This window comes from Pseudomonas sp. SWRI22 (assembly GCF_014268395.2).
Lineage (GTDB): Bacteria > Pseudomonadota > Gammaproteobacteria > Pseudomonadales > Pseudomonadaceae > Aquipseudomonas > Aquipseudomonas paracarnis.
In genome coordinates, this window is sequence record NZ_JABWQK020000001.1 from 3,508,168 (window position 1) to 3,522,753 (window position 14,586).

General features: G+C 62.4%; 13 protein-coding genes and 1 pseudogene. 9 read left to right on the forward strand and 5 right to left on the reverse strand.

Going from position 1 to position 14,586, the window contains the following annotated elements; translation table 11 throughout:
* Positions 1–4 precede the first annotated feature (4 nt).
* The 6 genes from HU730_RS15480 (at position 5) to HU730_RS15505 (ending at position 7,285) form a co-directional block, all read left to right on the forward strand.
* A complete protein-coding gene (locus tag HU730_RS15480; RefSeq protein WP_014718862.1) occupies positions 5–277 on the forward strand; it encodes a DUF2160 domain-containing protein in 273 nt (90 codons plus the stop codon).
* 179 nt (positions 278–456) lie between these two features.
* The gene (locus HU730_RS15485) at positions 457–2,199 is read left to right on the forward strand and encodes an ABC transporter substrate-binding protein (RefSeq protein ID WP_003192009.1); all 1,743 of its coding nucleotides are present in this window, start codon (positions 457–459) and stop codon (positions 2,197–2,199) included.
* Between the two features lie 295 nt (positions 2,200–2,494).
* On the forward strand, positions 2,495–3,874 hold the full coding sequence (locus HU730_RS15490) for an iron-containing redox enzyme family protein (protein ID WP_186527155.1): 1,380 nt from the start codon (positions 2,495–2,497) through the stop codon (positions 3,872–3,874).
* An 11-nt stretch (positions 3,875–3,885) separates the two neighbouring features.
* Positions 3,886–4,830: a class I SAM-dependent methyltransferase gene (locus HU730_RS15495; RefSeq protein ID WP_186527154.1), complete on the forward strand. Its 945-nt coding sequence runs from the start codon at positions 3,886–3,888 to the stop codon at positions 4,828–4,830.
* 7 nt (positions 4,831–4,837) lie between these two features.
* Positions 4,838–5,956: a carboxylate-amine ligase gene (locus HU730_RS15500; RefSeq protein WP_186527153.1), complete on the forward strand. Its 1,119-nt coding sequence runs from the start codon at positions 4,838–4,840 to the stop codon at positions 5,954–5,956.
* 84 nt (positions 5,957–6,040) lie between these two features.
* Positions 6,041–7,285: a zinc-dependent alcohol dehydrogenase gene (locus tag HU730_RS15505; protein ID WP_034127752.1), complete on the forward strand. Its 1,245-nt coding sequence runs from the start codon at positions 6,041–6,043 to the stop codon at positions 7,283–7,285.
* A 286-nt stretch (positions 7,286–7,571) separates the two neighbouring features.
* On the opposite strand, the gene HU730_RS15510 is transcribed toward HU730_RS15505, so the two are convergent.
* Both HU730_RS15510 and HU730_RS15515 read right to left on the reverse strand, forming a co-directional pair.
* The gene (locus tag HU730_RS15510) at positions 7,572–8,003 is read right to left on the reverse strand and encodes a hypothetical protein (protein WP_034127751.1); all 432 of its coding nucleotides are present in this window, start codon (positions 8,001–8,003) and stop codon (positions 7,572–7,574) included.
* A 92-nt stretch (positions 8,004–8,095) separates the two neighbouring features.
* A complete protein-coding gene (locus HU730_RS15515) occupies positions 8,096–8,884 on the reverse strand; it encodes a helix-turn-helix transcriptional regulator (RefSeq protein ID WP_014718855.1) in 789 nt (262 codons plus the stop codon).
* A gap of 85 nt (positions 8,885–8,969) precedes the next feature.
* On the opposite strand from HU730_RS15515, the gene HU730_RS15520 reads away from it, so the two are divergent.
* The 3 genes from HU730_RS15520 (at position 8,970) to HU730_RS15530 (ending at position 11,721) form a co-directional block, all read left to right on the forward strand.
* Positions 8,970–9,968 (forward strand): bile acid:sodium symporter family protein, encoded by a 999-nt coding sequence (locus HU730_RS15520; protein ID WP_034127750.1) that lies wholly within the window; start codon positions 8,970–8,972, stop codon positions 9,966–9,968.
* 87 nt (positions 9,969–10,055) lie between these two features.
* On the forward strand, positions 10,056–10,418 hold the full coding sequence (locus HU730_RS15525) for a type 1 fimbrial protein (protein ID WP_034127749.1): 363 nt from the start codon (positions 10,056–10,058) through the stop codon (positions 10,416–10,418).
* Between the two features lie 112 nt (positions 10,419–10,530).
* Positions 10,531–11,721 (forward strand): sugar transporter, encoded by a 1,191-nt coding sequence (locus HU730_RS15530; RefSeq protein ID WP_020303072.1) that lies wholly within the window; start codon positions 10,531–10,533, stop codon positions 11,719–11,721.
* Positions 11,722–11,890: 169 nt separating this feature from the next.
* On the opposite strand, the gene HU730_RS15535 is transcribed toward HU730_RS15530, so the two are convergent.
* The 3 genes and pseudogenes from HU730_RS15535 to HU730_RS15545 form a co-directional block, all read right to left on the reverse strand.
* Complete coding sequence (locus tag HU730_RS15535) at positions 11,891–13,090, reverse strand: NAD(P)/FAD-dependent oxidoreductase (RefSeq protein ID WP_186527152.1); 1,200 nt, start codon at positions 13,088–13,090, stop codon at positions 11,891–11,893.
* Between the two features lie 111 nt (positions 13,091–13,201).
* Entirely contained in the window at positions 13,202–14,197 is a 996-nt protein-coding gene (locus HU730_RS15540) for a helix-turn-helix domain-containing protein (RefSeq protein ID WP_034127747.1), read from the reverse strand.
* A gap of 62 nt (positions 14,198–14,259) precedes the next feature.
* Positions 14,260–14,418 (reverse strand): annotated as a pseudogene (locus tag HU730_RS15545) (transaldolase family protein); the annotation flags it as partial.
* Between the last annotated feature and the right edge of the window lie 168 nt (positions 14,419–14,586).

Sequence of the window (14,586 nt, forward strand, 5' to 3'; positions counted from 1 at the left end):
GATGATGGAATGGATGGCCTGGACCACCCCCACTGCGCTGTTCTTTGGCGGCATTGCCCTGATTCTGGCGGGCATGACCACTTGGGAATTACGTTCGCCGAGTATCCCGCGGCGCGGTTTGCTGCCGATCAGCACCACCCGTGGCGATCGCTTGTTTATCGGTCTTCTCGGCAGCGCCTACCTGCATTTGCTGGTCATTGGCGTTACCGACTGGAGCATCTGGGTGGCGTCCGCGCTCTCCCTTGTTTGGCTGTTGAGTGTGATGCGTTGGGGCTAGCTGTGCACGGGCTTGTGTGGCGAGGGAGCTTGCTCCCGCTGGAGTGCGCAGCACTCCCAAACCGATAACCGACTCGGATATCTATTTTGGGGCCGCTTCGCAGCCCAGCGGGAGCAAGCTCCCTCGCCACAGCAAGCTCGCTCCTACAAGCCCCGTTTGAAATTAACCTGGAGGTCTCTATGTTGAATAAAAACAATAAGCTGCGACATAGCATTTCATTGGCCGCCGTACTGGCCCTCAGTGGTTTGAGCGCTTCGGCCTGGGCCGATGCGTATGAAGATGCCGCGAAAAAATGGATCGGCAGCGAGTTCAAACCCTCGACCCTTACCGAAGCCCAGCAGCTTGAAGAGTTGAAGTGGTTTATCAAGGCGTCGGAGCCGTTCCGTGGGATGAAGATCAACGTGGTGTCGGAAACCCTCACCACCCACGAGTACGAATCCAAGGTGCTGGCCAAGGCCTTCAGTGAAATCACCGGCATCAAGCTGACCCACGACCTGCTGCAGGAAGGCGACGTGGTGGAGAAGCTGCAAACCCAGATGCAGTCCGACAAGAACATCTATGACGGCTGGGTCAACGATTCCGACTTGATCGGTACGCACTTTCGCTACGGCAAGACCGAATCCATCACCGACCTGATGGCCAACGAAGGCAAGGATTTCACCTCGCCCACCCTGGACCTCAAGGACTTTATCGGCCTGTCTTTCACCACCGCGCCGGACGGCAAGATCTACCAGTTGCCCGACCAGCAGTTCGCCAACCTCTACTGGTTCCGCGCCGACTGGTTCGAGCGGCCGGAGTTGAAGGCCAAGTTCAAGGAGAAATACGGCTACGACCTTGGCGTGCCGGTGAACTGGTCGGCTTATGAAGACATCGCCAAGTTCTTCAGCGAAGACGTCAAGGAAATCGACGGCAAGCGCATTTATGGGCACATGGACTACGGCAAGAAAGACCCGTCCCTGGGCTGGCGTTTCACCGATGCCTGGTTCTCCATGGCCGGCGGTGGCGACAAAGGCTTGCCCAACGGTTTGCCGGTGGACGAGTGGGGCATCCGTGTAGAGGATTGCCACCCGGTGGGCTCCAGCGTCACCCGCGGCGGCGACACCAACGGCCCGGCGGCGGTATTCGCCACGCAGAAATACGTGGACTGGATGAAAGCCTACGCGCCTCCGGAAGCGGCGGGCATGACCTTCTCCGAGTCCGGCCCGGTGCCGTCCCAGGGCAACATCGCCCAGCAGATCTTCTGGTACACCGCGTTTACCGCCGATATGGTCAAGCCGGGCCTGCCGGTGGTGAATGCCGACGGTACGCCGAAATGGCGCATGGCACCGTCCCCAGTCGGGCCGTATTGGGAAAAGGGCATGAAGAAGGGCTATCAGGACGTAGGTTCCTGGACCTTCCTCAAGTCCACCCCCGAAAAGCAGAAACTCGCGGCCTGGCTCTACGCGCAATTCGTGACCTCAAAAACGGTGTCGCTGAAGAAAACCATCGTTGGCCTGACGCCGATTCGTGAGTCCGATATCAACTCCCAGGCCATGACCGACATGGCGCCCAAACTCGGGGGGCTGGTGGAGTTCTACCGCAGCCCGGCCCGCACCGAGTGGTCCCCGACGGGCACCAACGTGCCGGACTACCCGCGCCTGGCGCAACTGTGGTGGAGCAATATCGCCGCAGCGGCCAGCGGCGAGAAGACCCCGCAACAGGCGCTGGACAACCTGGCCAAGGAGCAGGATGCGATCATGACGCGCCTGGAACGCTCCAAGGTGCAACCGGTGTGCGGCCCGAAAATGAACCCCGAGCGTGACGCGCAATACTGGTTCGACCAGCCGGGTGCACCGAAGCCGAAACTGGCCAACGAAAAGCCCAAGGGCGAAACCGTGAACTACAACGACCTGCTCAAGCAGTGGGAGGCGGCGCGTAAGTAACAGCGCCATCTCAACCCCTGTAGGAGCGAGCTTGCTCGCGAAGAACTCACCGACGCCGCGTTTATTCAGGAAGCACGCGTTATCGTTGACGTTTTTCGCGAGCAAGCTCGCTCCTACAGGCATTTTTTGGTTTTGTGAGCCCTGACAAACGACCGCTTATCCCTCCCAACCCAACCTCATTTGAATTTTCCGCACGCCCCGAGGCTCTGCATTTTAGAAGCGCGTGATGTTGAGCGCTCTTGCGGGGCCACCTTGTGGGAGGCCCGTTGTAACGGACTTTGCGGAAACTGCCATCATGACACTCCTCACAGCGCTGTCAGGCCAGCCGGCCTCTCTCACCGACTCGGCCCAAGGTCGCCATCAACGGGTCTACCAACAGCTGCATGGCGAAACCCAATACGCCACCGAACTGGCGCGTGAATACCTGCACGATCAATTGGCCCTGGTAGAGGCCACCGACTGCGACTTGCCTGAGGCGCCCGAACAGCTGATGGCCTGGGTCGAGCAACGCTGCGCCGAGGTGGCCCAGGCCTATGCCGACTACCTTGAGCAGCGCCAGCAAGGGGGGCCACGACGGTATTTCCAGAACAAGGCCCATGCGTTGTATTTCCTGCAGTGTGTGGCGCCGACCAAACAGGTCGACGGCGCCTGGCTATACGGCTTGCTGCGCTATTGGCAAGACCAGCGCTTCGACGGCCTGCTCACCACTTACCTTGAAGAATTGGGCGACGGTGAAGCCGCGCAGAACCACGTGGTGATCTACCGCAAGTTGCTCAGCGAGCACGATGCCGACAGCGAAGCCGGCCTGGAGGATGACCATTACCTGCAAGGCGCGCTGCAACTGGCGCTTGGCGTGTGCGCCGACGAGTTCCTGCCGGAGGTCATTGGCTTCAACCTGGGTTACGAGCAACTGCCGCTGCACCTGTTGATCACCGCCTATGAACTCAGTGAGCTAGGCATCGACCCTTATTACTTCACGCTGCATGTCACCATCGACAACGCCAGCAGTGGCCACGCGTGCAAAGCTGCACAATCGGTGCTGAACCTGTTGCCGCTGGGCGAGGGCAGGGCAGACTTCTATCGCCGTGTGGCGGCAGGCTACCGTCTGAATGATTTGGGCCTGGGTACCACGTCTATCATCAAACAATTCAACTTGCAGGACGAGGTGGTGGCGATGCTTGAGCGCAAGCGCGCCTTCGGCCAGCACATGCATTCGGACTATTGCCGCTTTGAAGGGCAGACCGTCAACCAATGGCTGGCCCGGCCTGGGCAGATCGGCGCTTTCCTCAAGGCCCTCGAAGACAAAGGCTGGATCAAGCACAACCAGGACCCCACCAACAGTCGCTTCTGGCAATTGATCGAGGGCGCTGGCGCCGCGATGTTCGGGGTGTTCAGCGGTTATGAAAAACAACTGATCCATGACTGGATTGCGGGTGAATGGGTTGCCAGCGAACGCGTGCCGCCCGTGCGGCCGGGACGCGGCAGCCGGTTTTCCCGCGAGCAGCATCGTCCCGCGGATCCTGATACCCAGGCCCTGGCGGAGTCATTGTGCAACTTGCCCGATGAGCAACAGCTCAATGCGCTGATCCCGTGGCTGTCGGCCCGCCGTCACTGCACGCCTGCCGGGCTGTATGCCACTCGCCGCTTTATCCAACTGCGTGCGCGCCTGCGCTAAGGAATGTGCCTATGTCTGCGCAACAACTGGCTGATCGTGCCTTGTTGAATTTGGGCCGCGGGTTGAAGGAGGGTGGTTATCGCTTTATCACGCCAACGCCCTTGACCCATGAGCGTGTCTATCGGCGGCTGGCGACGCCCCTGGCAATGACGCTGCGCGATGTGTTCGGTTGGTCGATGCCGTTCGATCAAGGCCTGTTGCCCGAGGCCCTACGTGAAGAATTGCAGCAAGCGGATGTGATCGAAAAGCACGGCGCGCTATGGCGCAGCGCAGTGCGATGGTCGAGCCTCGACGAGCTGCTGTTCGCCCATTCGCCTTATCCCACCGACCAGGCGGACGCGGTGTTTTTCGGCCCCGACAGCTACCGCTTTGCCCACGTGATCGAAGCCTATCTGCAACAGCGTTTCGAGCCGCTCAAGCGCGCTGTGGACATTGGCTGTGGCGCCGGCGTCGGTGCGCTGGTGATTGCTAAAGCCCGGCATGACGCCCAGGTGCTGGCGGTAGATATCAACCCCCGTGCCCTGCGCATGACCGCGGTGAATGCCGAGCTGGCCGCGCTGAATAACGTCAGCGTGTATCACAGTGATGTGCTGGCCAGTGTGGAGGGCGAATTCGACCTGATCGTCGCTAACCCGCCGTACATGAAAGATGACCGCCAGCGCGCCTATCGCCATGGCGGCGGCGCCTTGGGGGAGCAGTTGTCGCTGCGCATCGTCAGTGAGTCCATCGGGCGCCTGGCCCTGGGCGGTAGCCTGTTGCTGTATACCGGGGTGGCGATGGTGGCCGGCAGCGACCCCTTCGTGGAGGCGGTCAAGCCGCTGCTGGGCAGCGACGCCTACGGCTGGACCTACCGCGAACTGGACCCGGATGTTTTCGGTGAAGAACTGGAAAAACCAGGCTATGAGCAGGTGGAGCGCATCGCCGTGGTCGCACTGACTGTCACCCGATTGCGCTGAATACCCGATGCTCACCTTTGGCATTGAAGAGGAATACTTCATCACCGACCTGCACAGCCGCCAGATGGTCGGCGAGCCCTCGGCGGCAGTGCTGGCGGCCTGTCGCGAAGCGATTGGCGCGGGCTTCTCGTTTGAGATGTTCCAGGGCCAGATCGAGGCGGCCTCTCCGGTGTTCACCTCCAGCGCCGAAGCGGCGGACTACTTCCGGGCAGTGCGCGGCAACCTGGCGCAATCCCTGGCTGAGTTCGGCCTCGGTGTGGTGTGCGCCGGCAGCCACCCCCTGGCCGATTGGCGTGGGCAGCGGCCAACCGATCAGGCGCATTTCCGGCACCTGTTCGACGATATTCAATATGTAGCGCGGCGCAGTGTGTTGTGTGGGCTGCATGTGCATGTGCAGGTGCCGCAAACGCTGGACCGTATCGCGGTGATGAACCAGGTGTCGCCGTGGTTGCCGTTGTTGCTGCTGCTCAGTTGCTCGTCCCCCTTCTGGGACGGCGCGCCCAGCGGCTTCATGAGCTACCGCCAGGCCGCGTGCGACGAGTGGCCCCGCATGGGCGTGCCGGAACACTTCAGCGATTGGGCCGAGTACCAGCGCTACCTGGCCATGTTACAGCGCATCGGCGCGATCAAGGCCGATGGCAATGGCTGGTGGGGAATCCGCCCAGCGGCACGCTATCCCACCCTGGAACTGCGCATGACCGACGCCTGCCCACGGTTGGCGGACACCTTGGCCCTCGCCACGCTGTTTCGGGTGATGGTCGCCCATGCCTGCGCGATGCAGCGCCCTGGCGCCAGGTTCAATTCCGAGGCGCGCTGGCTACTCAAGGAAAATCGCTGGCAGGCCAAGCGTTATGGTGCCGCTGGCACCTTCGCGTTGGACGCCGCAGGCACCCTGGGCAGCGCTGAGCAATGGCTGCAGTGCGCCCGGCAGACCTTTGCCGCCACCGCAGAGGCCATGGGCGAGCCGCTGCTGTTCGATACCCTGCAGGCGCTGCTGCGACGCGGCAACAGCGCGGCCGAGCAGTTGCGCTGGCAGGCCCAGGCTCAGGCGAGCGGCGCCGATGCGCTTGCCAGCTTGCGCCAGGTAGTCGACCTGCTGTTGGCCCAGACTCGCGGCGACCATTGATCGGGTCTTGAACGAGGTTGATGGAACACTGATGGTCTTGCTCCGCCCTTAATCAGTAACCCCTCAACGGCAGGAGCGCAGAGCATGCGAGCGATGACTTACCAGGGCGCACACAAGGTGCAGGTGGATACCGTGCCCGATCCGATCATTGAACAACCCGACGACATCATTCTGCGGGTCACCGCCACCGCGATCTGTGGCTCGGACCTGCACCTGTACCGGGGCAAGATCCCGACCGTGGAGCACGGCGATATCTTCGGCCATGAGTTCATGGGCATCGTCGAAGAAACCGGCCCGGCCGTCACCGCCGTGCAACGCGGCGACCGTGTGGTGATTCCGTTCGTGATTGCCTGTGGCGATTGCTTTTTCTGCCAGCTCCAGCAATTCGCCGCCTGCGAAACCACCAACGATGGGCGCGGCGCGATCCTGAATAAAAAATCCATCCCACCGGGTGCCGCGCTGTTTGGCTACAGCCGCCTGTATGGCGGTATTCCCGGCGGTCAGGCGGAGTGGGTGCGGGTGCCCAAGGCCAATACCGGGCCGTTCAAGGTGCCCGGCACCCTGGCGGATGAGAAGGTGCTGTTCCTCTCCGATATCCTGCCCACCGCTTGGCAGGCAGTGACCAACGCTGGCATCGACAAAGGCTCCAGCGTGGCCATCTATGGTGCCGGGCCCGTGGGCCTGCTCAGTGCGGCCTGCGCGCAGATGCTGGGTGCCGAGCAGATCTTCATGGTCGACGACCATCCGTATCGTTTGGCCTATGCGCAGAAAATGTACGGCGTGATCCCGATCAACTTCGAAGAAGACGAAGACCCGGCCGACACCATCATCCGCCAGACCGCCGGCATGCGCGGCGTCGATGGTGTGGTGGACGCGGTGGGTTTCGAGGCCAAGGGCAGCACCACGGAAACCCTGCTCACCGCGCTCAAGATCGAGGGCAGCAGCGGCAAGGCGCTGCGCCAGTGCATCGCCGCCGTACGTCGCGGTGGTGTGGTCAGCGTGGCCGGGGTGTATGCCGGGTTTATCCATGGCTTCATGTTTGGCGATGCTTTCGACAAGGGCCTGACCTTCAAGATGGGCCAGACCCATGTGCAGCGGTTTTTACCGGAGTTGTTGGAGCACATCGAGCTGGGGCATCTGCACCCGGAAGCGATCATCACTCACAGGCTGCCCCTGGAGCAGGCGGCGCGGGGGTATGAGCTGTTTGATAAAGCCGAGGAGGAATGCCGCAAGGTGATCCTGCTGCCGGGTGGGAGCGACCGGCCGCTGACCGAGCCGCTGGACGAACTGACCCCTGAGTTGCGCGTGCAAAGCGTTCCCGGTTTCTAGGCCAATAACCGGAAAAATGTGGGAGCTGGTTTGCCTGCTATAGCGGTGGTTCAGTTGAATATTCAGTGACTGACACGCCGCCTTCGCGGGCAAGCCCGCTCCCACAGGGGATCTGTGCCGGACGCTGATTTTGTGGGCGATGCATGACCAATGTGGGAGCTGGCTTGCCCGCGAAGGCGGCGTGACAGTCACTGCGCCTGCTACTGCACTACCGCTATAGCAGGCAAGCTCGCTCCCACATGGATCTTCTTTGCTTCGACAGTGGTGTTTCCCACATTAACCGGTGTCAGGCTGCGGCTTGCGGCTGGATGCGCAATTCACCTTCGACATCTTTGACCAACCCGCTGGCGACAAACAGTGGCGCCAGGCGTTTGTGCAACTGTGGCTCGACAAACTCTTTGATTGTATCCAGCGCCAACGTACCACTGAGCGGCAGCTCGGCCTTGGTGTACGACAACCATGCCTTCTTCAACGCCATCAATACATCACTGCCCGCCGTCGAAGCGAAGCGACGGTGCACCGGCTTACCCTCGAAGGTGAAGGTGTGTTGGAACTCATAGCCGCTTTCATCGCCGCCGTTGGCCGTGCAGCGCACGCAGGTGCAAGGGCCGTCGCCGAAGGCGCTGCGCAGGTAGGCGTTGAAGTCCACCACGGGCTTGAGTGACAGGCGCTTATCAACCTCGAACAGGTCCCCGGTCATTTTTTCGTCAGTGTTCAACGTCCATTTCCTCGCAGTCGGTTGCTGTGTTTCAAAGCGCGGCACAATACCAGCCGAGCGTGGGTTTGGGGATTATTTGCGTCGTGGGAGGGTCAGCGGAAGAACTCACCGGGGGTGGAATCGAACTGCTGACGAAACGCATTGATAAAGGCTGAGGTCGATTCATAGCCACACCCCAATGCCACATCCGTCACACGCTCGCCTTGTTCCAGGGCGGGCAGGGCGCTCAACAGGCGCAGGCGCTGGCGCCACGCGCGGAATGTCAGCCCGGTGTCACTCAGGAACACCCGACTGAGGGTCTTTTCACTCACCTCCAGCTTGCGGCTCCACTCGCCCAACGTCGTCTGCTGCTCGGGATGCAGGTTGAGGCTGCGGTAGATCTGCCGCAGCCGTGGGTCGTGAGGCAGCGGCAACATCAAATCCACCTGGGGCGCGGCGGCGAGCTGATCGAGCAGTACCTGAGCCAGGCGCCCGTCCGGCCCGTCCTCGGTATATTCCACCGGCAATTGGCTGAAGTTGCGGATCAGCTCGCGTAACAAACTGCTCACCTCCAGCACCTGGCAACGCTCGGCGGCCCAGGCGGTGACGCTGCAATCGAGGTACAAGCTGCGCATTTCCGTATGGGGCGAACTGAACACACGATGGGGCATGCCTGCCGGAATCCATACGGCGCGCTGCGGTGGCGCGACGAAACGACCGACGCTGGTCTGGATCTCCAGCACCCCGGAAATCGCGTAGGACAACTGCACCCACGGGTGGCTGTGGCGTCGTGTCAGCGCCCGGTTGGGCAAGGATTCAGTACGCCCGTACACCGGCCTCGGCAGGCTGGAAAGCCCAGGTACACTGCGGCGCACGGCTTTTTCATGTCCTTTAGGCGGCATTTACTGGCTCATTGGCGTTAGTCGGTAACAGGTGGTTACGTTAGAGTCGTCGCGACGCTCTTGGCAACCCCTGGAAGAATTGCTTATGACCCGGCCCCGGTTTCTCCCCGACAACTTCACCCTCACCCTGATCGCCACGGTGATCCTCGCCTCACTGCTGCCCGCCAGCGGCCAGACCGCCGTGGCGTTCGGCTGGGTCACCAACCTGGCCATCGCGCTGCTGTTTTTCCTGCACGGCGCCAAGCTGTCGCGCAAGGCCATCGTCGCCGGTGCCGGCCACTGGCGTTTGCATTTGCTGGTGTTCAGCCTGACCTTCGTACTGTTTCCGTTGCTGGGCCTGGCGCTCAAGCCAGTGCTGTCGCCGCTGATCGGCAACGAGCTGTACATGGGCATGCTCTACCTCTGCGCCTTGCCGGCCACTGTGCAATCGGCGATTGCCTTTACCTCCCTGGCCCGCGGCAACATCCCGGCGGCCATCTGCAGCGCGGCGGCGTCCAGCCTGTTCGGCATCTTCCTGACGCCGCTGCTGGTAGCGCTGCTGCTCAACGTGCATGGGGATGGCGGCTCCACAGTCGATGCGATTGTCAAAATCAGCGTGCAGTTGTTGCTGCCGTTCATTGCCGGGCAAGTCGCCAGCCGCTGGATTGGGGGCTGGGTCGGGCGTAACAAAGCCTGGCTGAAATTCGTCGATCAGGGCTCGATTCTGTTGGTGGTCTACGGGGCTTTCAGCGAGGCGGTCAACGAAGGCATCTGGCACCAGATCCCGCTGTGGGAATTGGGCGGGTTGGTGGTGGCCTGCTGCGTGTTGCTGGCCCTGGTGTTGGTGGCGTCGACGCTGCTGGGCAAGGCGTTTGGTTTTAACCAGGAAGACCGCATCACCATCCTGTTCTGCGGCTCGAAGAAAAGCCTGGCGACCGGCGTGCCGATGGCGCAGGTGCTGTTTGCCGGGGCGAGCATGGGGGTGTTGATTTTGCCGTTGATGCTGTTTCACCAGATCCAGTTGATGGTTTGTGCGGCGTTGGCCCAACGCTATGCCCAGCGGCCGGAGAGCATTCCTGAATTGATGGGGCAGGTGGATCCGTGATGCACCTCTCATTCGCGGGTAAATAAGCTCAAGTTAACCGGCGTGCCGACGACTTACTTCTTAACTAACCCAAGAAGGAGTGTCGGCATGAACGTTCGTCGTGTTGCGGTAATGACTGGCCTCCTGGGCCTGTGGGCAAGTACCTGCGGAGCCGCCCAGACCGTGGGGCAGGGCACCATCAGGTTCAGCGGCGCGATTGTCGAGTCAGGGTGTGCGACAAATGCGCGCAGCGGCTCGGTAATGGAACTGCGCGGTTGCGCCCAATCCAGTCGTGGCAGCCGAATCGAGGTGCGCAGTGTCGCGCCGGTGGTCAGCGTCGACGCACCCCATGTGCGGCTGGTAGCGGACACCGGCGAGGGGCGCTATTACGATCAGCGTTACGTGCTGGTAGACCGCGCCGGCAAGCTGATTCAGTCGGGCAATTACGTGATTACCATGACCTCGCCATAAACCCTGGGGCGACGATCCGCAGCAACAGCGGTGCGAGAAACCTATAGAATGCTCGGCGGCGGCGCTTGTCCTGGGTGGCCGCTTGATCATCGTCAGAGTACCGCGCCCGTCAATGAGCCTTTCAGCCGCAACCCCCCAAGCCAACTGGCAACCGGTCATCGCCCTGGCGCTGGCCGCGTTTGTGTTCAATACCACCGAATTCGTGCCTGTGGGGCTGCTCAGCGCCATTGGTGCCAGCTTTGACATGCCCGTGGCCAGCGTCGGCCTGATGCTCACCATTTACGCGTGGATCGTGTCGCTGACCTCGCTGCCGGTGATGCTGCTGACCCGCAACGTCGAACGGCGCAAATTGCTGATCGTGCTGTTCGGTCTGTTTATCGCCAGCCATATCCTCTCCAGCGTGGCCACCAGCTTCGGCTTGCTGATGGTCAGTCGGGTCGGCATTGCCCTGGCCCATGCGTTGTTCTGGTCGATCACGGCTTCACTGGCCGTACGCCTGGCGCCAGAGGGCAAGCAGGTGCAGGCTCTTGGCTTGCTGGCTACCGGCACGTCCCTGGCGATGGTGTTGGGCATTCCCTTGGGCCGTCTGTTGGGCGAGGCCATGGGCTGGCGTACCACCTTTCTGGTGATCGCCGCGTTCGCCGCCGCCCTGGTGTTCTGGCTTGGGCGCACCTTGCCGCTGCTGCCCAGCCAGAACTCCGGCTCCCTGCGCAGCCTGCCGTTGCTGTTCAAGCGCCCGGCGCTGGTGGCGCTCTATGTGCTGACCGCAATGACCGTCACTGCGCAATTCACCGCCTACAGCTACATCGAACCCTTCGTCGAAGGCGTCGCCGGCCTGGGCGGCAGTGCCGTGACCCTGATCCTGCTGGTGTTCGGTGGTGCTGGCATCATCGGCTCGTTGTTGTTCAGCCTGGTGCATCGCTTCAACCCCCACCTGTTCGTGATCGGCGCAGTGTCTATCCTCGCCGCGTGCCTGGCGCTGATGCTGCCGTTGAGCGGCGCCGAGTCTTACCTGGTGGGGCTGAGCATTTTCTGGGGCATGGCGATCATGGGGTTTGGCCTGGCCATGCAGTCCAAGGTGCTGGTGCTGGCACCGGATGCCACGGATGTGGCCATGGCGATGTTTTCCGGGATCTACAACATTGGCATCGGCGGCGGCGCGTTGATGGGCAGTTGGGTGGGCAGCCACTTCGGCTTCGCCTGGATCGGCGCGGCGGGCGGTTTGCTGGCGGGGCTGGCGTTGGTGGGGTATTGCCTGGCGATTCGGCGGTTTGGGCAGGGTGGTGCCCCGATGCCAAGCTGATCGCCCCGTATCTACCGGATAACTACAGACTAAGTGTGGGAGCCGGCTTGCCTGCGATGGCGGTGTGTCAGCCACTGCATCTGTTGCTGCACGACCGCTTTCGCAGGCAAGCCAGCTCCCACATTTGATCTTCACTGCCTTGAGCAATGCGTTCGCTTGACTGACTGTCCTACGCCACCGGGATCAACGGATCCGCCGCCGCCAACGCCACCTTTCTATCCGCTGCCGGTGGGTAGATCCACACGCTATTGATCTGCTGTTTGAGTTCCTTGGCTTCCTGGCCCACCAGCTTGAGCTGACGGTCCCAGCCTTCGGTGTACACCGCGCCCCAAGCGCCGAGGTCGAGGCAGGTGACGTATTTGGGTTGGCTGTAGGCCATGGGGGCCTCGCCGATCAGATCGGCGGCGACGTTGTTGCCGGCGTAGCGGCCCAGCGCGATGGCGTGCTGGCAGGACATGGCAGCGAAGTTGCCCAGCGCGTCAGTGGCGGCGTAGGCCACGTCGCCAGCGGCGAAGATGGCAGCCTGGCCCTTGACCTTGAGGTGGGCGTCCACGTGCAGGCGGCCCTGGGGATCGCGGGTGCCCTCAATCTGTTCGGTCAGGGGGTTGGCGCGAAAGCCGATGGTCCAGATCACGGTGCTCGATTCAATCCGCTGCCCATCAGCCAGGGTCACGCCACCGGCATCCACCGAGGCGACCGAGGTGTTCAGTACCCATTCAAGCCCCAGTGCCTGGCTGGCTTCGATGATCGAGGGGCGTATGCCATCGCCCATCGACGCGGCAATCTGCGGCCCGCGGTCGACCACGATCACACGGATGTTGGCCGTCTCACCCAGTGCCGCACGCAGGCGCGCCGGCATTTCGGTGGCGGTCTCGATACCGGTAAAGCCGCCGCCGGCCACCACAACGGTATTGCGGGCCGGGCTGTCGGGCAGGTTTTTCAGGGCGTTGATATGGGCTTCAAGGTGCGCCGCGTCTTCGATCTGATCCACATCGAACACATGCTCGATGCCGTCCATGCCGGGGCGGTTCAGGCGGCTGCCGGCGGCCACTACCAGGCGATCGTAGGCGAGGGTGGCCGGGATGCCGGCCGCGTTGCGGTAGGTCACTTGCTTATTAGTGGCGTCGATGCTGTCGGCGGCGCCTTGCACAAAGGTCACGCCCACAGCGTCGAACAGCGCATCAAGCGGGGCCAGCATGGTATGTACATCGGGCTCGTAGAACCGCGGGCGGATACGCAGCTCCGCTTGGGGTGCGAGCAGGCTGATGCGCACATCGTTGCGGTCGTGTTTATCCAGTAGCCGAGCCGCGCTCAAGGCGCTCCACACGCCACCGAACCCGGCGCCAATGATCAGAATGTGTTGTTTCATGGGGTTGCTCCAGAGACCAGATAAGCCGCAAGGCATTGCCGGATCACTGTAAAAGCAGCAGGGTCTGTCCGAAAGGACATATAACCCTGGATGACTGCCACCTCTGCCGGCCTAGCGGGAAAAGCGCTCGCGGTAGTCGCGGGGTGAGATGGCCAGGTGGCGGTGGAAGGTGCAGCGCATGCGTTCCTCATCGCCAAACCCGCAAAGCCCGGCGATCTGGTCGATGCTGCGCTGGGAGTCTTCGAGCATGCGGCGCGCCGCTTCCATGCGAAACAGTTCGATGGCCTTGGCCGGGGTGCGACCGGTTTTTTGCTTATAGACCCGGGCAAAGTTGCGTGGGCTCATATGGCTCTGCGCGGCCAGGCGCTCGACACTGAGGTCGCTGTCGCGCAGGTTGTCGCTGATCCATGCATGCAGCGCATCAAAGCTGGCGCTGTCGGCGGTTTGCGCTTGCAGCACCTGGCTGAACTGCGCCTGGCCACCGGGGCGCTTGAGGAACACCACCAATTCGCGTGCCACTTGCAGCGCCACTTCGCGCCCGCAGTCAGCCTCCACCAGCGCGAGCGCCAGGTCGATCCCGGCGCTGACGCCCGCCGAGGTCCACACCTGGCCTTGCTGCACGAAGATCGCGTCCACGTCCACCTCGATGCTCGGGAAACGTTGCTTGAGCAGCTCGCACATGGCCCAATGCGTTGCCGCGCGGCGCCCCTCCAGCAAGCCCGCCAGCGCCAGCAAAAACGTGCCGCTGCACACCGAGGCGGTCCGTCGCGCCTGGCCGGAGGCGTTGCGCAACCAGTCCACCAGCGCGGTATTTTCCAGCATGGCTTGCTCAATGGCTGGCGCGCCGGGTACCACCAGGGTGTCGATGGCAGCGGGGTCAAACTGTGCCAAGGCGACTGTGTCGACGCTCAAGCCCTCGGCGGTCGGCATCAGCCCGCCCGCCAGGCTGGCGTTGTGCAACACATAACCTTGCAAACCGCGCTCGGCCATGGCCTTGGTCGCGGCCCAGAACACCGTCTGGGCGCCAGTCAGGTCGAGCAAGCCCATGTGCGGGTAGGTCAGGAACACCAACGTGCGTGGTTGGGCCAAAGCAGAGAGTGCAGTCATGCGCTGGCCAGCAGCTTTTCCAGTTTTTCCTGATCCCGCGCAAACGGCCGGATCCCTTCGGCACGCAATCGCTCGGCGTATTCCGGGATGGCGCAGGCCTTGAGCAGCAGCGACGGGTTGGTGGTGGCGCCCACGGGCCGCAGGCGGCTGATGGCTTCCAGATTGCCGGTGTCGCAGACCACAGTGGTGAATGGCTTGAGTTGTTCAAGTTTGGACGTCATCGCCGCGTTCTCCGGAAAAGGGCACGGCGCTGTTTTACCATGTCCCGCGCACCTTGTTTACCCTGAGGCTGTCAGCTCCGGGCCGCCTTGGCATCCACAGAGAGGGGTAACCGCCAGAGTTCGGTGGAACCCTTCAGCCGGGCACTTGTCCCCGCTTCCCATGTCACC